Here is an 18,780-nt window from a genome sequence, read left to right on the forward strand (position 1 = left end):
TAATGCTTAACGATTATTTATCAAGTAAACCTGAGTTCATTCCGTATACAAATCTCATACACTGTAATAGCTGCTGTAGAGAGCAACCTTTGACATTAATTAGCTACGAATGCGTTTTCACTAACTCAGCAGCCGTATGACATTAGTCGGAATTAAGTTAGACGTTGGGCAAGTTACGGAACGCCATGACTGGCTTATTCTGACATCTCAGGATAAAGAATTATCCCTGCAATCATAAAAACCAGGAATGATAAATGCACCCATACTGCCAGAATGTAATCCCTTCGCCTGGCTAAAGCGCTGCCGTCTTCATGGCGCATCCCATAAGAAATAGACGCCCTCTGCCAAATAATTGCCAACGCATAGGTGCTAATTCGTGACCCTCTCCAGTCTGACGTAGCCCAGTCTCTGCCCATACGCGCTAATTCTTTATCAAAATATTTCACTGTAACTCTGATAAAACACCACATAGAAATCAGGGTACTAATAACTGAAACCATAGCAATAATGACCAAAGCATCGTAGATAAGCGCAATGTTGATCTGATTCACAATCAAACCAAAACTAATCACGTATAAATGGATAAATAACAAATACTGCAACAAGAAAGAGTAAGAAAGACAATTCAAACCACAGTGCAAGGTAATAATCTTTCCTGCGGGCAATTGCTCTTACCTCAGCGCCTGCTATTAAAGGCGTTTTGGCAAACCATTCTGAGAGGATCGCAAGCGCATAAATACTGATTCTGATACCAATACCATCCCATACCGGCTTACCAACACCTGATAATGCGAGCTGTCTATCAATGTGTTTTACTGAAACACGTGCAAACCACATGGTTGCAGCTAAAAAATTAAATATCAGAACAATGACAACTAGCAGTAAATTACTAAATAACTGACTGAGCATCACTTAAGCCCTATCGCCGTGCTGGAATGCCATAAAACATCACTAATGTCTTTGCCAATTTCGTCAACAAATTTTGCTGATATTAAACCTGCTATCAATCCAGCACCAATAGCTATCACCCAGCCATACGGCGTGGCGATAAGAATTAACGTTAAGGTTGTGGTTAGCTGACCACCAACAATAGATCCTGCAATCACACCAAGTCCGAAGCCCGTCATTTCTCTGGCCAGTTCTTTTTGCCAATTGCCGCCTTGATTATACGTATCCTGAACTTTATTTACTCGCAGCCCGGCATCAAGAACAACAAGCCCCTTGCCCGCAATATTGGCAACACGCTGAAATTGCTGAACGCGTTTTACGTTGTGGTAGCTTTGCAATTTTATCGCTGCATCGGTTTTACTTCCACGCGCTAAACCCATTGCTCGCTCCGGATTACTCCACACCGTGCCCCGATTGCCGGTTTTGGCATCATTAGTGGCCATAATACGCTTAATCTCGCCCTGAAAATGCCTGTTCACCTCTGCCTGAGCCACCGCAACCTTTTTTGCCAATGCCCGTTTTTCTGCTGCTTTTACTTTATTGATGTAGGCCGCACGGTATTGTTCTAACGCCTGCTGATAATCCTTGATATATAAAGCAAAGCCTTTCAAACGTGAGTCGAGTGCCGTAGCAGCTGCACCAGCGAATCCCGGTATTTCCTTTTTCACATAGGGTATCGCGGTATTTTGAGTAAAACTATTTACCGATTGCAAAGCGGGCTTTAACTGTAACTGATAAAACTCGGCCAGGGCATCAACCACTTCGGTGCCAAAATCTTTATTGAGCCGGGCGATATTTCTGCGATCGCTAGCAGGCATTTGTTTTAACATTTCCAGAAAATGTAAAGCATCTGAATCGTTACCGGCATCATTGGCAGCCTTAGTAATGTAAGGCGTACCAGCGGGTAGCAAAGGTGCTGCAGGTACTGACTGCTCATCTAAAGTATGACCAGCCGGACAAGGAATAAACTCTCTGGTAACCGGATTGGTGGTAATGCAGATTTCTATGGTCATTATTCATCCTTGAAATAAATTGTTAAATAAGGGTGAATATTAGTTATCAATTTGCATCATTGCAAGAAAAAATAAGCAACGCTAAATTTAACGCCTGGCATTAATCATCTTTAACAATTCGACCGTCGCGGTGGCATCGTCCAGCGCGCGGTGATGGTTGGTGAGGTTGATGTCAAACTCGGTGCATAGCTTGCCTAAACTGTACGATTGCAGGCCCGGATAGTAGCGGCGCATATTGACTACCGTGCACAGCTGCGGCATATCGAGCGGCATTTGTAGCCGGGTGAATTCGGCGCGGATAAAGCCGTAATCGAATTTGGCATTATGGGCGACAAATACCGCACCTTGCAGAAAATCGCTTAATTTCGCTGCAATATCAGCAAATGTTGGTGCGTTACTTACCATGGCGCTGTTAATGCCGGTTAGCCGGGTAATAAACGACGGGATATAACGCTGCGGGTTAATTAAGGTGCTGAAGGTATCGAGCACTTCACCGGCCTGCACTTTGACTGCGCCTATTTCAATAACCCGATCTGAGCCTGCTTTGCCGCCGGTGGTTTCGACATCCAGCACCACATAAATGCGGTTGGGGTCGATAATCCACTGCAGCTTTTCAATGCGGGCGTTAAAACCGGCCTGTTGCAAGGCTAAAAGCCTGGCCAGCTGATGGCGCTGTATTTTATCGCCGGGCGCTTTTACTTCAATAAACTGAAGCTGCTGATCTTTAATCAGCAGTAAATCGGGGTAACCACTGCGCTGGCGCTTAAAATCCTGCGCCATGGCGCGCAGTATGGGTACCAAGCTACTCGTGCCATCTTTTGCGGAGCCACAGTAAGTTATTAACGGTAATAGCTGCTCTGCTAAGTCACTGTGCCAATAAAACAGGCTATTGGCTTTGCCGTAGTGCGCCGTTAATGCGGTAAGTAGCTGGCTGGCAGCGCCGGGTGCGGCCAGCTGGCTAAGCTTGTGCTCTATATCGGTTTTAAACTGCTGATAAAAGCCGCCGCTGCTCAGGTTGCGGGGCCTGCGCTCAAACGGGTTATGCAGCGCACTGTCCTCGTGCTCAAACAGCTCGTGCCAGAACCACAGGCCAAATAGCGCCAACCACAGGTTATTCTCGCAGTGAAATACCCTATAGCCTTGCGCGGCATAATGGGCCATTAAGCCCTGCTCGGCTTTGCCCAGATAGAGCTCATCAATACCGACCAGTGGCGCATTGTACAGCAATTCAGTCAGCCGGCTGCGCTGCCCGCCACCATCAGGGTTAAACTTACGCCGGTAAAAATCATCGGCAAACAGCCATTCTTCATCACAGCTGGGATCGGCCAGTAATTGCTGCAACAGCACTTGCGCCTGGTCGGTTTGTTGTTGTTGCACCAGCAACCTTACCAGCCGTTCACTGGCCGGAAAGCCGCTGCTTAATTGATAAAAGCCCATTGCCAGTTCAAGCAACTTTGCCTGCTCAGCCAGTTTGCCCAGCTGATAACACAGCTCGCTGCACTTTAACTGTAAGGCTTCATCTGCATCGCCGTTTTCAGCAGCAGGCCAGGCATTTACTTCGTCAAACCAGTCTTGCAGTTCAGTTTTTGCGGTCTGTGGATGCTTTTTTAACTGCTTGCTAAGCTCTGCTATTGCCGGCCTGGCTTTGGCCAGCTGATACGCCAGCTGTGCCTGACTGGCTTCGGTAAAGCGTGGCTGAAACTGTTGCTTAAACTGACCGCTTTGCCGGATCCCTAAATCACGCAGAGTAAAGACCGATAAATTGGCCTCGATACGGCCGAAATATAAAAAGTACAAATAGTTCAGCGCATCCTGACGTTTCAGCGCAACATAACGCTGTGGCAGTATTTGAATGATTTGCAGCCAGTTAACCGGCAGTTTTAACGCCGCGCCCAGTAACAGCGGTTTAGTCTGGCTTTTTTTAATGGCTAAATCGGCCACCTGCGCTTTCCAGTCTGCCGCCGAAAACTGGCTTTTAGCCAGTTGCACTAATTGCCACAAGGTGTCTTTGGTTAGCCGCAGCCAGAAATCAGTTAAATCATCTGTAGTTAGCGGCGCGATAAAGCCTACAGCAGCCAACTCGTCCAGCACCGGCCCGGTTGGGCCAATTTCAGGGTATTGCAAATCGGCATCACTAAATACCAGGCCCTTGCGGTTTAGCATACGCACCAGAAGTTGCTGGCAGCTTTCACTAAGGGCGGTAAAATCGCTGATGAACGCCTGGCTTGCCGTGGTTAATACCGGCTGATAATGCACAGTGACAAACTGCAACAGCTCATTAAAATGCTGCAGATAATAACCACTGTCCAGTTCGGGTTGCGCCATTGTTTTACTCGTGTCTGAAAGTTACCGCTACTCTAGCAAGTTACAACGGATATTGGCCAATACTGATTGCCAATGGTAAGCTGCTGCCATTAACAGAACCCGCAACCGAGGATAAATTAATATGGGTAACTTATTGACCATTCTGGTTATATTATTTATCAGCCTGTTTGTGCTGGTTACCTTACTGGAAAAATTCGGCAAAAAAACCGAAGAGCAGGATTTAAGCAAATACTCGCGCTGGGTTTATCCGCTAATGGCGGTAATGCTGGGCGCGATGCTGATTAAGCATTTCTTTATGTCCTAAGCATTTTTTATTGTTTAGTCAGGCATTCGCGCGCCGGCGTTGCTGCCACTGCATTACCGTCACCAGTAACGCCGGTAAAAACGTCAGGGCAATAATGGTTGAGCACAATAAGCCGGTTAACACGATAATGCCCACCCCCCGATACAGCTCCGTGCCGGCGCCCGGAATAAATACCAGCGGCGCCAGACCGAAAATGGTGGTGGTGGTGGACATTAATATCGGCCGCAAGCGGACAGCCACTGCGGCAATAACGGCTTCAATAACATTGCAATCTGCTTGCTGCAAATTCTTGCGGCTTTGATCCACAATTAAAATCGGGTTGTTGACTACGGTACCCAGCAAGATTAAAAAGCCCAGCATGGTGATCATATCAAACGGCTGATTGATGCCGGGCAGGCCCAGCATGTTCAGCAGATCGCCCAGGCCATTAATAATAGCTAAACCCACTAAGCCGCCCGCCAGGCCAAGTGGCACTGTTGCCAAAATAAACAACGGATAGCCCCAATGGGTAAATATTGCCACCAATAATAAATAAATCAGCAGCAGGGCGATGGCAAAGTTGCCTCCCAACGCCGCTTTAGTGGCATCTAACTGATCGGCGGCACCTGAAATGCTCAGGTTTACACCTGAGGCAATGTCGCCATTTCGCTGCAGCTGCGGTACCAGCTCGTCCTGTACCCGGGCTACCGCCGTTTCCAGTGCGACGTCTCTGGGCGGAATAATATACAGGGTGACCGTGCGTCTGCCATCTACCCGACGTAAGCTGGCACTATCTGCTACCTCAACCAAATCGGCCAGTGCGTTTAACGGCAATACAGCACCCTGTGGGGTTAAAATCGGGGCCTGAGCCAGTTGTTGCAACGACTGCTTGGTGCCCGCGCCGCTGAACAGGAAAATATCGACCTTGTCATCCAGCATAAAAAAATCATCTACAAAAGCACCGTCACTGAGCGCCGCCACAGCAAAGCCAAAATCGTTAGCGTTAAAGCCAAGCTCGGCCAGCCGGTTCCAGCGCGGTCGGATCTCAATAAGCGGTTGATCAAGCGATAACGATGACGGATCTGAGTTAAGCTGTGGGTTGTCGAACACCTCCCCGGCGGCCAGATACGCCGCTTCTGCGGTGCGATATAAGTTAGCCAGCTCGGGTCCGGAAATATCCAGCGCTACGGCACGGGTACCGCCGTCATTACTGGAGATAATTGAGCCGCGGGCGGAGAACGCGCGCATACCCGGATACTGGCGGAACAATGTGGTTAAGCCATTCATCATGGCGTCGATATCTTCATCCCGGGTAGGCTCACTTAACACCCAAATTCGCCCAACCGACACGCTAAGCGAGTAATATTGTAGTGACGGTATCACCGCTTCGCCCTGTAAGAATAGTTCCGGGTCGGCATTGACCGCAGCATTTAAAATGTCCCTGATTTCATCAGCGATCAGGGTCATTTCTGATAAATTATAACCCGGCGGTGCAATCATCTGCGAAAACGCCTTGGGCTCCTCCCCTTCTGGCAAATACTCGGCAGGTGGCAATAATATCCAGCCGGCGCCCACGGTTAAAGTCAGGGTAATGGCTAATGTCAGTAAACGGCTTTTGCTGCTACTGATAAGCTTGCCAATGCCTCGCAACAACGGGCTGCTCTGGTCTTGGTCGTTTTGCTGCGCCGTTAACGCCGAGCCCGAACCAAAACCCAGTCTGGCAATGGCAGCAGGTACCACAAAAACTGCCACCAGCATTGAGGCAATAATGGCTGAGGCGATAGCAATAGCGATATCGGAATACAGCTGGCCCGCTTCCTGCTCCACAAATAAAATAGGCGCAAACACCAATACCGTGGTCATTGTCGACGCCAGCACCGCCGGCCAGACGTCCTGCACCCCGCTAATGGCCGCTTCCAGCCTTTTCTTGCCACTACGCCTGGCTTGTTCAATGCTTTCCAGCACCACGATGGTGTTATCGACTGTCATACCGATGGCAAAGGCAATACCCGCCAGTGAAATAACGTTAATGGTGCGGTTAAACAGCAATAAGCCTAAAAACGCGGCAATGGTACAAATGGGCACTCCGATAACGGCTACCAGGGTCGCGCGCTTTGATCGCAGAAATAAATACATCACCAGGGTTGCCAGCACGGCGCCTAACCCCAGGTTGGTCCAGACATTGCGAATAGAGCTTTGCACATAGCGCACATCATCACTGACCAGTTTTAACTGCAGGCCATTGGCTTCGAGCATGTCTTTATTTATCTGTTCAACTTCCGGCAGCATGGCATTTTTAATATCGATTACATTAGAGCCACTTTCCCGCCTTACCGACAAACTGAGGGTACGTTCACCGTCTGAATACGATAAATCCCTAACTTCAAAGTGGTCCAGTTTTATTTCGGCAATGTCTTTTAGCAAAACCTGACTGTCACCGCGCTGCAAAATGATCAGGTTTTCCAGTTCGCTCAAATCAGCAAACCGGCCGACCATTCGCAACAAATAGCGGCGCTTACCGCTGTCAATATCACCGGCCGAAGCATCAGTATTACGATTACGTATGGCCTGGCGCACATCAGTCATACTAACACCGCGCTGCGCCAGCCTTGCCGGGTCAACCAGAATTTGCACCTGACGCGCCGCACCGCCACTTACCCCAATTTCTGATACCCCAGCCACCCGCTCCATCCGGGGGCGCACGTAATCTTCGGCGTAGTCCCGCACCATATCCATATCCAGCCCCAACGGGTTACCGGCTAGCGGCATTAACCTGAAATACATAAAGGCATTGCTGGAAAAAGAGCTGCTAAACAGCCGCGGCTGATCGACATTTTCCGGATACGCATTAACCTGACTCAGCGCATTGCTGACCTGAATTAGCGCTTCGTTAATATCTACCCCAAACGGAAACTCTAATTCAATGGTGGCTGAGCCGGTTTCGGCCAGCGAAATCATCCGTTTCAGGTTGGGTAAATTGCGCAGGTAGCGTTCTTGTTCAATCAGAATTTCTTTTTCGACATCCTGTGGGGTAGCGCCTGGCCAGCCGGTCACCACACTTATGGTCCGCACTTCAAGATCAGGGATCATTTGCACCGGTATCCGCATGGCGGCGGCAATACCCAGCACCGCGATGATCAGTACCACGACGGCCAGAATAGTGCCGTGACGAATACCTGCTGCCAGCATAGTTGCTCCTTACTTTACCTGCTGAAGGTGAGTTCTGCTCCGGAAGCTGTGGTTGCTTTGGATGCTATTGTTGCTTTTGGCGCTATTATTGGCTTGGAACAATGCTAACCCGCTGGCCATCGCGTAAGCTCTCATTACCCCGAGTCACAACTTGCTCGCCTGTAGCCAGGCCATCGCTGACTTCAATACCCTGGCCACTACGTCGGCCCAGTTTCACCAATCGCCGGTACGCGGTGTTGTCTTTAACGATAAACACACTAAAGCTGCCATCAGGATGGCGCAGCACAGCATCGGCGGGCACGATAACATTGTTGCTGCCCTGGCTGGCCATATTAAAGGTGGCGCTGGCTGACGTACCTGGCAACAGCTGCCAGTCTGCCTCAGGTTGCTGTAGCTGCAGCCGTACCAGAAAACTGCGGGCATCGGCATCAATTACCGGCACCCTGGCGAGGATATCAGCGCGAAGCTCTTGCTCTGGCTGCATATCGCTGCGCACCGTTACCTGCTGTAACTGAGTCAGGGTTTGAAAGTACTCCTGTGGCATTTGCACGTCTAAATACAGCGGGCTTAGCGCCACCAGCTCTAACACTTGTGTGCCAAGGTTAACCCACTCCCCGGCGTCGGTCTGCCGGCTGGCAATAACACCGGCAAACGGCGCAATCAGGGTATGGCGCGCCACTATCTCCTGTTGGCGGGCAAGTGCCGCCAGCGCCTGCTGATGCAACGCTTCTGCACGGGCCTGGGTCGCCTGGCGCAAGGCCAGCTCGGTTTGCGGAAATAACTGTTTGGCGGACAATTGTTCGGCTTCACTGACCAGGCGGGCACTTTCCGCCAGCTCAGTGGCAGTAACCCTGCTGGCCGCCTGCAGCTGCTGCAGTTGCTGCCTGGCCAATGCCGGGTCCAGCTCCAGTAATATCTGGCCTGCATTGACTTCATCGCCGGCATCTACCACTACGCTGGCAACCAGTCCGTCCGTACGGGCTGATAACCTGGCATGCTGACGTGCAGTAAGGGTGCCACTAAGAGTAAGTTGCTGACCAATGTTTTGTTGCTCAGGGGTGACCACACTTACTGGTGCAGCTTGCCTGGGTTGATTTTCAGCGGGTTGCTGCGCGCTAACCTGTATTGGCAGCATTAACGTAGCAAGTGCAGCGGTAAATACGGCGGCAAGTATCCAACTTCGCATAAGGCATCCTTTGCTAAATAAGACGTGCGCTTGTTAAGCTAAAGAGTATGGCGTAAAGCTGGCCTTAGATCACTTTTTAGTGCCAACTTAGCGGGTTAAGCCGGTAAAACTGGCTTAATTGCTGATATAAAGCCGGATAATGCTGTTGTAATTGCTCAGGCTGCTCGAAGAATACTTCGGAGATAACGGCAAAAAATTCAGCCGGGTTAGTGGCACCGTAGCCATCCAGCAAACCGCGAATGCCACTGGCCGTGTCGAGTTGTAGTTGGGCAAACGCTTGCTGCATCACACTTGACCACTGCTGATAATCACTGCTGCGGCTAAGCAGTGGCGCGCCGGTGGCAAGACCTTTTTCCTGATCCAGCTGATGGGCAAACTCATGGATAACCACATTGCGACCATCGTCAGGCGTAGCCGCCCCTTCTTTGGCATCCTGCCAGCTTAGCACCACTTTGCCCTGGCCCCACGATTCGCCACTGAGCACCCGGCGCTGCTCACGCACTACCCCGGCGGCATCTGGCGACGCCCCCCGCACGATAAACGCTGCCGGATAAATTAAAATCTGCCGCAATTTGGGATAATAGTAATCGGGCCGGTTTAACAGTAATAAGCACGCCTGTGCAGCAATAGTGACCCGCATTTCGTCGGTAACTGTAACGCCTTCGCAGCCAATAAACTTTTTCTCGGCGATAAAAACCTGAATATGTTTTTTAAGTTGCAGCTGCAAGTCGGCTGGCAACGCCCTAAAGTAAGGCATACGCTGCTTTAGGACAGCGCGCCACTGCTGCGGAAAAGGCCTGGCCTGTATTTTGTTGCGTTGATAGCGCCGCCACGGTTCCTGCCCCAGAACAAAGGCAATAATCACGCCGCCAAGCAGTATTACGATCAGGGTTGGCAAATTTTGGTATCCTTAACCTGTACTTGCATTAACTGTTAAAACGCGCTGAACTGTTTGAATGGGGCTGCGTCTTATCCAAATCAAGCGACGCATGCCGTCAAGATGGAGTATCTATGTTTAATTTGTTTAAAAATCTGCTGGAAAAATCGAATTCAGACTGGCAAGGCAGTGGTAACACCCATAACCAGTGGCGTGAAGCCGGACTGACTGAGCAGCAATATCTTGCTGTGGTGCTGATGCTGCAATTGTCACATGCCGATTTCAGCTCAGAGCAACAGGAACATGATGTTGTTATGCAGTATCTGCAACAAGAGTTTGACTTAACAGCTGACAAAGCCGAACCGGTGTTTGCCGCGGCGCTGGCTCAGGCGGGCGATGCGACTTGTCTGCACGGTTTTACCACGAAGTTAAAGGATTTGCCTTATAAAGACCGACTGGCACTATTGGACCAAATGTGGAAAGTGGTATTTGCAGATGGTGAGTTAGACCCTCATGAGGAAGCAATGTTGCGGAAAATTGCTGATTTGTTATTTATCCGCCACAGCGATTACATTCAAAGTAAATTGGCAATACAGCCACCTAACTGACCTGGTGGCCTGCTGGTCCGGGGTGTCAACCCCGCCTGCCCTGCACTTACCTCTCGTCTTTATTCAGTACTTCGCCTTCGATTACCCGACTGTCACGGCTTGCACGGTCAAAGTGGTTATGCCGCTGACCGTCCTGTTGTTGCTGTTGTTCAGCATGCTGCCGGGCTGCCTCGGTAAAACGCCGCATTTTTTTGCGGTAACGATATACAACAATCGGAATAACCAACCAGCTGAGCAGCAGCATAAACAATAAAATAGCGGCGGCGACCACCAGCATGATCCCAAGCACTATCCAGGCAAGTATGCGCTGCAGCACGTTACCACGTTGACGGTGCGCAAATTGCTGCTGCCAGGCCGCAGCCTGCTGACGAAAAGAAGAATTAAACATAACCACTCCAATAAAACTGGCGCTATGATAAAGCAAAACGCAAGTGCTGTCGCCGCTAGTAAGCTGAAGCAAGCACCGCGCATCACATAAAATCAGGTATCAGCGCTGCTGCCGCTTTAGGCAGAGATAAGGTCGATTGGTTCAACCGCTGCCTTTAATCAGTCTTGTTGCTGAGTGCCCAGCCGACGATCTGGCCCCAGCTCGGTTCTTTGCCGTACATTTGCATGCCACGCAGAAAGATCCGACCGGCTACCCGGCGCATCCACCCTACTGCAGCCACTAATAACAACAACGACAACGCAGGTTGCCACCAGGGTAAGTCAACCATCGCCATTTTTACTGGCATCGCGGCAAATGAGGTTAGCGGTAGCCAGCTTAAAATGGTCATCGCGCTACCGGTCGGGCTGTCTATCACCAGATAGGTAAACAGCATTGGCAGCCAGGTGATCATCATAACCGCGCCCTTACCACTGGTGTTTGGGTCGTCAATTGAGGCAGCAATGGCCCCCATAAAACAGGCGCTTAGCAACACTCCCAGCAATGCAAAAGGTACTAACCACGCCAGGACAGCCCAATTTAGCCAACTCAGGTTAATGCCATCGTCCCTTACTACCACGCTGACCACAATAAACACCAATAACATCACCAGTGCCGACGTCACCATTGCCTTCATTGCACTTAAGCTATGGCCCAGCACTTTGCCATCCATCCACTGCTGTGGGGTGACAATGGCGTAAAGCTGTTCGGTTACCCGTTGTTGTTTTTCTCCGGTAATGCTCAAAAGTACCTGGCCAAACGCAGTGCTTAGGCCAATAAACAACAAAATAAGCACCCCAAGAGCGATCATCTTTTCCGGGGTATCTTTGCCTTTAAAGTTCTCATCCAGATAAGTGTACTCAACACTTACCGGTTGCTGCAGCATTTCTAGTTGTGCCGGGGTTAACTGCAACTCGGTCGCATATTGCTGGCGAAAATAATTACTAAGTTCGGTTTCAAGTTGTTGCTGCCATTTTTTGGCGGCAAGGGTATGCAGCTCAACCTTATGCGCTGCCGTATCTGTAGTATTAACCGTAACAACAGCGTGCCAGCGCTCATCGGCTTGTAGCTGCGCCAACTGCGCTTCAAAGTCAATGGTGGGCCTTTGAAACTGGAACTGTTCGCTATTACTGATACTGAACTCTGCCGGCACCGCTATCCGGTATACCTTCCGGCTTTCGTCGGTAAAGTAGCTCCACAAGGCCACGGCAGCCATTACTGCCATCATAAGTAGGTAAGAGATTAACTGTTGCTTCCATTTGAAAAACCGCAAAAACTCCCATTTGGCAACAATGACACTTTGTTTTGAAATCATGCCGGATCCCTCTGCTGATGCTGCGCCATCGCCATTAAATACAATTGATGCAAGTCTGCGGTTTGCATTTCTACCTGAGTCAGCTCTAACTCGTTGACCAGCCGTTTTAAGGTGGCAGATACACTCTGTTCTGCGGTTAGCGTCAACAAAAACTTGTTCGCGCTCAGCCCTTCGATAGTCAGCCCTGGCAGCCACTGTTGTAATTGTTCAACCTCAACGGCATCTGTACAGCTGATCGCAATCTGGCGCTGCGGCCCAGCCTGTTGCTGAATATCCGCCAGGGTGCCAGCCAGAATCACCGAGCCTCTGGCCATCAGCAACATATGATCAGCCAGCTTTTCTACCATCGCCATCTGGTGCGCACTTAAAATCACCGTCATGCCGCGGGATTTTAACGCTTTAAGAAAGCCCACCACTTTTTCCTGATTAATCGGATCAAGGCCGGAGAACGGCTCGTCCAGAATGACCAGCGCCGGCTGATGCAGTACAGCAGCAATCAGCTGCACTTTTTGCTGATTGCCCTTGGACAACTGCTTTAACTCTTCGTCACGACGATCTGACAGGTCGAACACCTCCAGCCAGTGGGCCATTTCCTGCAGGGCTTTTTGTTTGCTCAGGCCATGCAACTGCGCCAGGTACAACAGGTTCTTCTCGATACTTTTATCCGGATACAAACCACGGTCTTCCGGTAAATAACCGAGCAAGCGGCGCGGTACGTGGTCGTAGACCTCGTTTTGATGACTGACCTGAATAGTGCCACTGTCGGGCCGGGTCATGCCAACCAACATGCGGATAATAGAAGACTTACCGGCGCCATTAGGACCCAGCAAGGCAAAAATATCACCGGAATTTATCTGGAAACTGACCTTACGCACTGCGGCGATGTCGCCATAGTCTTTACTGATCGTGCTAACACTTAACTGCATAACCTGCTCACTTCTTACTCGCTCTGCCCTAATCTAACACCGCTGCACTTTAACCAGCTAACCACAAATTGTTAGTAAATATGTAAGCGGTTGTTGATGCTTTATCACCTGTTTAACTATATCGGTGGCTAATGACGATTCTAATTGTCGCTAAGCCCAGACCTTGCTATGGTTATTCACAACCTTTAAAAAGCGTGCGGGTATTATGAAGTTAGCTTTAATCGCCAGCGGACTTATTGTCGCTTTGTCGCTATTCTCCAGCCAGCTTAGCGCGGCCAGTTTAACGATTAGCATTAGTAACCAGCAGCAACAGCCGCTGGCCGACGCCGTGGTTGAGCTGCGCTCGCAAAGTAGTGCGCAAATTGCGCCACAGCGGATCCAGGTTGCGCAGCAGCAATTAACCTTTGTTCCTTTTGTTAGCGCAGTGCCGGCGGGCAGCATTGTGGAGTTTCCTAATCTGGATAAAACCCGCCATCATGTTTACTCTTTTTCGCCAGCCAAACAATTTGAAATTAAGTTATATGCTGACAAACCGGAAAAGCCGATTACTTTTGATACGCCTGGCATTGTCGCGCTCGGCTGCAATATTCATGACTATATGCAGGCATATATTTATATTAGTGAAAGTGATCTGGTGGCCGTCAGCAACGAAGCGGGCCAGCTACACTGGCCAGATATTGCTCCTGGCGAGTATCAACTGTATGTCTGGCATCCATGGCAACTGGCAGAGCAACAGCCCAGCACATTGAAAGTGCTAATGCCGGAGCAAGCCGCTTCTGTCGTGCTTGCTATTGACCTGACACAGCAAAAGCCTCAGGCGCCACAACGTGGCTTTGGCACCAGGTAAATTCTCTATGTTTAAATCGCTGCGCAGCAAATGGATTAGTTTACTGGTGATTTTGCTCAGTGTTCTGATGCTGGTTACCGGTTACGCCACGCTGAAATCGATGCGGGCCAGTTCAATACAGCAGGCGGAATTGTCGCTGGAAGTTGCCAGCAAGGTTTTTCAGCAAGCACTGGATAACCGTGCTGCCCAGCTTAGCAACAGCGTCAGTTTACTGGCTGCCGACTTTGGTTTTCGCCAGGCAATTGCTACTGCAGAACAAGCCACTATTGACTCCGTTCTGCAAAACCATGGCAGCCGGATAAACGCACAACTTGCCTTATTATTAAACCCCCGGGGCGAATTACTGGCCAGCAGTGCCAGCCTGGATGCAATTGATATAGCGCAGTTACGCCCCGTTACTCTTGGCAGCAGTGCCGTGACCGAGATACTGTTGATTGATGGTCAGGCTTTCCAAATGGTTCTGGTGCCGGTGCGAGCCCCCGTGGTTATCGCCTGGGTTGGAATGGGCTTTCTAATTGATGTGCCGCTGGCGGAACAAATTAAAGGCATTACCGGCTTAGAGATCAGCTTTATTCAATTAGATGATAATGCCAACCCGACACTGACCAGCACACTATCAGCACCCTCTCAACAACAGTTATCCGGCAAATTGACAGAGATTATGCAGGCAGCCGATGCCACGCAATTTGCGGCCGATTTTAGTTTTATTACCCGTGGTAAAGCGCTGGATGACGAACAGCGGCTTTGGGCCCTGTTGCACATGGCCGATGACCGCTGGTTAGCCAGCTATCAGCAGTTGCGCCAGCAACTGGTAGAAATTTTTGCATTTGGTTTGCTTCTCGGTTTGATTGCCGCATTTTTATTTGCCCGAAGTATCAGTAAGCCGCTGAGTCAGTTAAGCGCATTTGCCAAGGCTATCGGTCAGGGCAAGACAACAGTGGCACCGGCGATCAGTCAGGATGAGATTGGTGTATTAACCAGCACACTGGTCAGCATGCAGCACAGCATTGCTGCCAGGGAATTACAGCTGCGCCAGCAAGCCGAACACGACGCCCTGACCGGACTATTAAACCGCCATGCCGTAGAGCAACGTCTGCCTGACATTCTGCAGTCCCGCCAGGGTACCTTATTGCAACTTAATATTATTCAGTTTAAACATATAAACGATACCCTGGGGCTGGCGAATGGCGATATTTTGCTGCAGCTGCTGGCGCAGCGTTTAGGACATCACCAGCCAGCACCAGCCTTTTGTGCACGATTAAATGGTGATGAGTTTCTGATGTTGTTTGAAAAGAGCCTGACGGAGCAGCAGTTAGTCGATTTATATAACAGCCTGCAGCCTGCTTATAATATTCAGGACTCGTTAATTAATTTAAAAATTGCGATTGGTATTTACCCCTTTCAACCGGGCCAGGGTTCAGCCAGTGAAGCGTTGCGCCGGGTCGATTTAGCTCAGGAAAATGCCAGCCAGGCGGGTGGTGGTATTGCTTTTTATCAAAGTGGTCAGGACGAAACCCATCAGCGTGAGCTTACCATTATTCGCGATTTACCTTCCGCGCTGTCGAGTGGCCAGTTATACGTGGTGTATCAGCCAAAAGTAGAGTTGGCATCGCGGCAGTGTCACAGTGCTGAGGCATTAATCCGCTGGCAGCACCCGCAATTAGGGTTTATTTCCCCCGTTGAATTTATTGCCACCGCTGAGCATTCGGGCAATATCAGTCTGATAACCCAATGGATGCTGCAAACTGTTGTTAAGCAGCTGGCGAGCTGGCAGCAGGATTATCCCACGCTCCGGGTAGCGGTGAACCTTTCTGCAGCCGATTTGCTGGATCAGAACCTGCCGGAGCAAATACGTGGCTTGCTTGAGCAATATCACGTGCCTGCAAGCGCGCTCGCGCTCGAAGTAACAGAAAGCGCCGTGATGCAGGATACCAGCAAAGTCATTGCTAACTTAAACAAGTTAAAGGAGATGGCGATTAATCTGGCCATTGATGATTTTGGCACCGGCCAGTCATCGCTGGCGTACTTAAAACAACTGCCGGTAAACGAAATTAAGATTGACCGCGCCTTTGTTAAAGATATAGAAACAAATACCAATGACGCCTTAATTGTTAATGCCACGGTGAAACTGGCGCATGGTCTGGGTTTCAAAGTGACTGCAGAAGGGCTTGAAAACCAGGCAGGTTTGAGCTTTCTGCACGATGCCGGTTGCGACACAGTACAGGGTTATTTTTTCAGCAAACCCCTTGCAACTGCTGATTTCAGCCAGTGGCTTACTCACTTTGCTGCTACCACCACCTCCCCTACAGAGGTAACTGAATGAGCTATCGGTTAATCTTATTTATGCTGTGCTGCTGGCCAGCTATTGCTGTCGCTGGCAGCAAAATTATTGCTACTGGCGGGGTAACCACTATTGAGGGTAACGCCGGCGGTGGCATTGTGCCGTGGGCAGTAATCAACGGCTACGCCAGCAGTGATGAGTGGGGAGTAACGGCCTTTGGCGGCAGGGTTGGGGTCAACGATTTCAGTCTGAACAGCGCGGGTATTGCCTTGAGCCTGGATAATCGCTGGGAGTTTTCTTATGCCCGTCAGCGGTTTGCCCTGGAATCGATTGGCGGCAGTCTGTCACAGGATATATTTTCAGTAAAATACCACTTGGCTGGCGAATTACTGTACACCGCCATGCCGCAAATCAGCCTGGGTATTCAGCACAAACGAAACCTGGATTTCGCTCTGCCAGCCGCAGTCGGGGCCACCAGTGCCAGCGGCACAGACTTTTACCTGGCCGCCAGCAAGGTGCTGTTTCATCAGGTAGCGGGCCGAAATCTGCTGTTAAACGGCACCCTGCGTGCCACCAAAGCGAACCAGACCGGCCTGCTCGGTTTTGGTAGCGCTACCGACAACCATTATGAGTTTCTGTTTGAAGGTTCAGCCGCGGTGCTACTGAATTACAATCTGGCCATTGGCATGGAGTACAAACAAAAACCGGATAAACTGGCTTTTGCCGCAGAACAGCACTGGCGCGATATTTTTGTCGCCTGGTTTATCAATAAAAATGTCAGTGTTACCGGTGCTTATGTTGACCTTGGCCACATTGCCGGCCAGGGTTCGCAAACAGGTTACTATCTGGCGCTGGAGGCAACATGGTAAAAACAGTTACGTTGGTTAGTCTTTGCCTGGTCCTGCTGCTTGGCTGCAGCACAGCACCTCAGCCAGTATTATATCAGCGCCTCGGTGCGGACGAGGGTATCAACGCTATTGTTGACGGTTTATTATTCGAAATTGAGCACGATGACAGAATTGTCCATCATTTCGCCGACACGGACATTAGCCGCTTTAGGGCGATGCTGGCGGAGCAGTTATGCGATCTGAGCGGTGGCCCTTGTCAGTACAGTGGCAGCACCATGCAGGAAAGCCACACTGGCTTTAACATTAGCCTGGCAGATTATGATGCGCTGGTCGAAGGCTTGATAAAAGTGATGCAACGTCAGCAAGTTAGCATCGCAGATCAGAACGCGTTGCTGGCATTGCTGGCACCCATGTATAAAGATATCAGTTACCGCTGATCCCAGGTGATTTTACCAGTAAGGCGGTAAGCTGCCGGCTTATTGGCGCAAATAAAAATACCAATGGAAATGCGCAGGCATGAGCGTACATGTAGGCATGCATCCAGGCACCGACAAAACCACTAAACCATCCCAGATTAATAAATGTCAGAATGCCTGACATCAGGAACGCCATAAATCCGGACATAATAAACGCAAAAATCCCAGCTTGAAATTTTACAGGAAACATAACCCCTCCCTCATACCAGTGCGTATGATAACCAAATGATTAGAGGTTTGCATGACACATATTGTATTTCTGGATGCCGGCTCGATGGGCGATACCGATTTAAGTGTGTTGCAGTTACCAAAGTGTCAGCTACAATGTTTCGACAGCACCGCACCGCAACAGGTGGCAGAGCGTCTGGCAGACGCAGATATTGCCATTGTTAACAAGGTAGTCTTAAACCAGAGCATATTGCAGGCGCTACCCCAGCTAAAGCTTATTTGTGTTGCGGCTACCGGAGTTAACAATATCGACCTTAGCGCTGCCGCACAGCTGGGCATAAAAGTATGTCATGTCAGAGGCTACGCCAATACCACAGTGCCCCAGCATGCCATAGCGCTATTACTGGGGCTAACCAATCAAATAAGCAATTATCAGCAAACTCTGGCCAGGGGTGAGTGGAGCCAGAGCTCACATTTTTGCTTGCATAGTCACCCGCTGACCGAGCTTGATGGCAAATGTTTTGTTGTAGTTGGCTATGGCGCCCTGGGGCAGGCAACCGCCGGGCTTGCCGCCGCTTTTGGCATGCGGGTGCTGATTAGCGAACATGCAGGCGCACGAGAGTGCCGTGAAGGCAGAGTTAGCTTTGATGAGGCACTGCGCCAGGCAGATGTACTGTCGTTACATTGTCCCCTTAATAAAGACACCTTACACCTCCTTAACCGTGAAACGCTGGCCCTGCTGCCAAATGGGGCCATGGTTATCAACACAGCTCGCGGCGACTTAATAGACGAAGCCGCCTTGTTAAATGAGCTGAAAACCGGCAGGCTCTCAGCGGGTCTTGACGTCCTGAGCACTGAACCTCCTGCGGCCAGCCACATACTGTTACAACACGCCAGACCAAATTTGTTAATTACCCCTCACATTGGCTGGGCAACCCCTGAAGCGCGCCGCAGAATGAGCGGACAGCTGCGTGATAACATCGCCGCATTTTTGGCAGGCCACTCGCTGCGTCAGCTATAGCCTGGCCGCTACTTTCGGGCTACACTGGCTGCAAAAAATAAGTTG

The 18,780-nt window shown here is 50.2% G+C and carries 18 protein-coding genes; 7 read left to right on the forward strand and 11 right to left on the reverse strand.

Translation table 11 applies throughout. The annotated features are described in order from the left end of the window. Window positions 1–194: 194 nt before the first annotated feature. The 4 genes from B2X65_RS16535 to B2X65_RS16550 all read right to left on the reverse strand — a co-directional run bounded on the left by B2X65_RS16535 (window position 195) and on the right by B2X65_RS16550 (window position 4,286). Window positions 195–551: a hypothetical protein gene (locus B2X65_RS16535; RefSeq protein WP_290614502.1), complete on the reverse strand. Its 357-nt coding sequence runs from the start codon at window positions 549–551 to the stop codon at window positions 195–197. A gap of 13 nt (window positions 552–564) precedes the next feature. Next, entirely contained in the window at window positions 565–909 is a 345-nt protein-coding gene (locus B2X65_RS16540) for a hypothetical protein (RefSeq protein WP_290614503.1), read from the reverse strand. Next, the gene (locus B2X65_RS16545; protein WP_290614504.1) at window positions 909–1,961 is read right to left on the reverse strand and encodes a hypothetical protein; all 1,053 of its coding nucleotides are present in this window, start codon (window positions 1,959–1,961) and stop codon (window positions 909–911) included. The genes B2X65_RS16540 and B2X65_RS16545 overlap by 1 nt, the downstream gene beginning before the upstream one ends. Before the next feature lie 87 nt (window positions 1,962–2,048). After that, window positions 2,049–4,286 (reverse strand): exonuclease domain-containing protein, encoded by a 2,238-nt coding sequence (locus B2X65_RS16550; protein ID WP_290614506.1) that lies wholly within the window; start codon window positions 4,284–4,286, stop codon window positions 2,049–2,051. Between the two features lie 121 nt (window positions 4,287–4,407). On the opposite strand from B2X65_RS16550, the gene B2X65_RS16555 reads away from it, so the two are divergent. Continuing rightward, window positions 4,408–4,590 (forward strand): hypothetical protein, encoded by a 183-nt coding sequence (locus B2X65_RS16555; RefSeq protein ID WP_290614507.1) that lies wholly within the window; start codon window positions 4,408–4,410, stop codon window positions 4,588–4,590. 18 nt (window positions 4,591–4,608) lie between these two features. Here the strand turns inward: B2X65_RS16555 and B2X65_RS16560 are convergent, their stop codons facing one another. The 3 genes from B2X65_RS16560 to B2X65_RS16570 form a co-directional block, all read right to left on the reverse strand. Then, window positions 4,609–7,758 (reverse strand): efflux RND transporter permease subunit, encoded by a 3,150-nt coding sequence (locus B2X65_RS16560; RefSeq protein ID WP_290614508.1) that lies wholly within the window; start codon window positions 7,756–7,758, stop codon window positions 4,609–4,611. Window positions 7,759–7,843: 85 nt separating this feature from the next. Further along, on the reverse strand, window positions 7,844–8,944 hold the full coding sequence (locus B2X65_RS16565) for an efflux RND transporter periplasmic adaptor subunit (RefSeq protein WP_290614509.1): 1,101 nt from the start codon (window positions 8,942–8,944) through the stop codon (window positions 7,844–7,846). A 76-nt stretch (window positions 8,945–9,020) separates the two neighbouring features. Continuing rightward, entirely contained in the window at window positions 9,021–9,842 is an 822-nt protein-coding gene (locus B2X65_RS16570) for a zinc-dependent peptidase (protein WP_290614510.1), read from the reverse strand. Window positions 9,843–9,955: 113 nt separating this feature from the next. Between B2X65_RS16570 and B2X65_RS16575 the strand changes: the two genes are divergently transcribed. Then, a complete protein-coding gene (locus B2X65_RS16575; RefSeq protein WP_290614511.1) occupies window positions 9,956–10,429 on the forward strand; it encodes a TerB family tellurite resistance protein in 474 nt (157 codons plus the stop codon). A gap of 46 nt (window positions 10,430–10,475) precedes the next feature. On the opposite strand, the gene B2X65_RS16580 is transcribed toward B2X65_RS16575, so the two are convergent. The 3 genes from B2X65_RS16580 to B2X65_RS16590 form a co-directional block, all read right to left on the reverse strand. Beyond that, entirely contained in the window at window positions 10,476–10,817 is a 342-nt protein-coding gene (locus B2X65_RS16580) for a hypothetical protein (RefSeq protein ID WP_290614513.1), read from the reverse strand. A 154-nt stretch (window positions 10,818–10,971) separates the two neighbouring features. Continuing rightward, window positions 10,972–12,168 carry an ABC transporter permease gene (locus B2X65_RS16585; protein ID WP_290614515.1) on the reverse strand — a complete coding sequence of 399 codons (1,197 nt, stop codon included), beginning with the start codon at window positions 12,166–12,168 and terminating at the stop codon, window positions 10,972–10,974. Then, complete coding sequence (locus tag B2X65_RS16590; protein ID WP_290614517.1) at window positions 12,165–13,094, reverse strand: ABC transporter ATP-binding protein; 930 nt, start codon at window positions 13,092–13,094, stop codon at window positions 12,165–12,167. Before B2X65_RS16590 ends, B2X65_RS16585 begins: the two co-directional genes overlap by 4 nt. Window positions 13,095–13,299: 205 nt before the next feature. On the opposite strand from B2X65_RS16590, the gene B2X65_RS16595 reads away from it, so the two are divergent. From B2X65_RS16595 to B2X65_RS16610, 4 genes are read left to right on the forward strand one after another with little or no spacing between them, the layout of a single operon-like run. Beyond that, window positions 13,300–13,941 carry a methylamine utilization protein gene (locus B2X65_RS16595; RefSeq protein ID WP_290614520.1) on the forward strand — a complete coding sequence of 214 codons (642 nt, stop codon included), beginning with the start codon at window positions 13,300–13,302 and terminating at the stop codon, window positions 13,939–13,941. 7 nt (window positions 13,942–13,948) lie between these two features. Beyond that, window positions 13,949–16,264: a putative bifunctional diguanylate cyclase/phosphodiesterase gene (locus B2X65_RS16600; RefSeq protein ID WP_290614522.1), complete on the forward strand. Its 2,316-nt coding sequence runs from the start codon at window positions 13,949–13,951 to the stop codon at window positions 16,262–16,264. Next, complete coding sequence (locus tag B2X65_RS16605) at window positions 16,261–17,091, forward strand: DUF3034 family protein (RefSeq protein WP_290614524.1); 831 nt, start codon at window positions 16,261–16,263, stop codon at window positions 17,089–17,091. Before B2X65_RS16600 ends, B2X65_RS16605 begins: the two co-directional genes overlap by 4 nt. Continuing rightward, a complete protein-coding gene (locus tag B2X65_RS16610) occupies window positions 17,085–17,507 on the forward strand; it encodes a group I truncated hemoglobin (protein ID WP_290614526.1) in 423 nt (140 codons plus the stop codon). The genes B2X65_RS16605 and B2X65_RS16610 overlap by 7 nt, the downstream gene beginning before the upstream one ends. Here the strand turns inward: B2X65_RS16610 and B2X65_RS16615 are convergent. Next, a complete protein-coding gene (locus B2X65_RS16615; protein WP_290614528.1) occupies window positions 17,494–17,736 on the reverse strand; it encodes a DUF2798 domain-containing protein in 243 nt (80 codons plus the stop codon). The two genes, B2X65_RS16610 and B2X65_RS16615, sit on opposite strands and share 14 nt — an antisense overlap. Window positions 17,737–17,787: 51 nt before the next feature. Between B2X65_RS16615 and B2X65_RS16620 the strand changes: the two genes are divergently transcribed. Then, on the forward strand, window positions 17,788–18,735 hold the full coding sequence (locus B2X65_RS16620; protein WP_290614530.1) for a D-2-hydroxyacid dehydrogenase: 948 nt from the start codon (window positions 17,788–17,790) through the stop codon (window positions 18,733–18,735). Window positions 18,736–18,780 lie beyond the last annotated feature (45 nt).

It is taken from the genome of Arsukibacterium sp. UBA3155 (assembly GCA_002364615.1).
Classification (GTDB): domain Bacteria; phylum Pseudomonadota; class Gammaproteobacteria; order Enterobacterales; family Alteromonadaceae; genus Alishewanella.

Coding starts and splice junctions, on each gene's coding strand:
- B2X65_RS16540 (WP_290614503.1), bottom strand. CDS start 909: ATGCTCAGTCAGTTATTTAGTAATTTACTGCTAGTTGTCATTGTTCTG.
- B2X65_RS16545 (WP_290614504.1), bottom strand. CDS start 1,961: ATGACCATAGAAATCTGCATTACCACCAATCCGGTTACCAGAGAGTTT.
- B2X65_RS16550 (WP_290614506.1), bottom strand. CDS start 4,286: ATGGCGCAACCCGAACTGGACAGTGGTTATTATCTGCAGCATTTTAAT.
- B2X65_RS16555 (WP_290614507.1), top strand. CDS start 4,408: ATGGGTAACTTATTGACCATTCTGGTTATATTATTTATCAGCCTGTTT.
- B2X65_RS16560 (WP_290614508.1), bottom strand. CDS start 7,758: ATGCTGGCAGCAGGTATTCGTCACGGCACTATTCTGGCCGTCGTGGTA.
- B2X65_RS16565 (WP_290614509.1), bottom strand. CDS start 8,944: ATGCGAAGTTGGATACTTGCCGCCGTATTTACCGCTGCACTTGCTACG.
- B2X65_RS16575 (WP_290614511.1), top strand. CDS start 9,956: ATGTTTAATTTGTTTAAAAATCTGCTGGAAAAATCGAATTCAGACTGG.
- B2X65_RS16580 (WP_290614513.1), bottom strand. CDS start 10,817: ATGTTTAATTCTTCTTTTCGTCAGCAGGCTGCGGCCTGGCAGCAGCAA.
- B2X65_RS16585 (WP_290614515.1), bottom strand. CDS start 12,168: ATGATTTCAAAACAAAGTGTCATTGTTGCCAAATGGGAGTTTTTGCGG.
- B2X65_RS16590 (WP_290614517.1), bottom strand. CDS start 13,094: ATGCAGTTAAGTGTTAGCACGATCAGTAAAGACTATGGCGACATCGCC.
- B2X65_RS16595 (WP_290614520.1), top strand. CDS start 13,300: ATGAAGTTAGCTTTAATCGCCAGCGGACTTATTGTCGCTTTGTCGCTA.
- B2X65_RS16600 (WP_290614522.1), top strand. CDS start 13,949: ATGTTTAAATCGCTGCGCAGCAAATGGATTAGTTTACTGGTGATTTTG.
- B2X65_RS16605 (WP_290614524.1), top strand. CDS start 16,261: ATGAGCTATCGGTTAATCTTATTTATGCTGTGCTGCTGGCCAGCTATT.
- B2X65_RS16610 (WP_290614526.1), top strand. CDS start 17,085: ATGGTAAAAACAGTTACGTTGGTTAGTCTTTGCCTGGTCCTGCTGCTT.
- B2X65_RS16615 (WP_290614528.1), bottom strand. CDS start 17,736: ATGTTTCCTGTAAAATTTCAAGCTGGGATTTTTGCGTTTATTATGTCC.
- B2X65_RS16620 (WP_290614530.1), top strand. CDS start 17,788: ATGACACATATTGTATTTCTGGATGCCGGCTCGATGGGCGATACCGAT.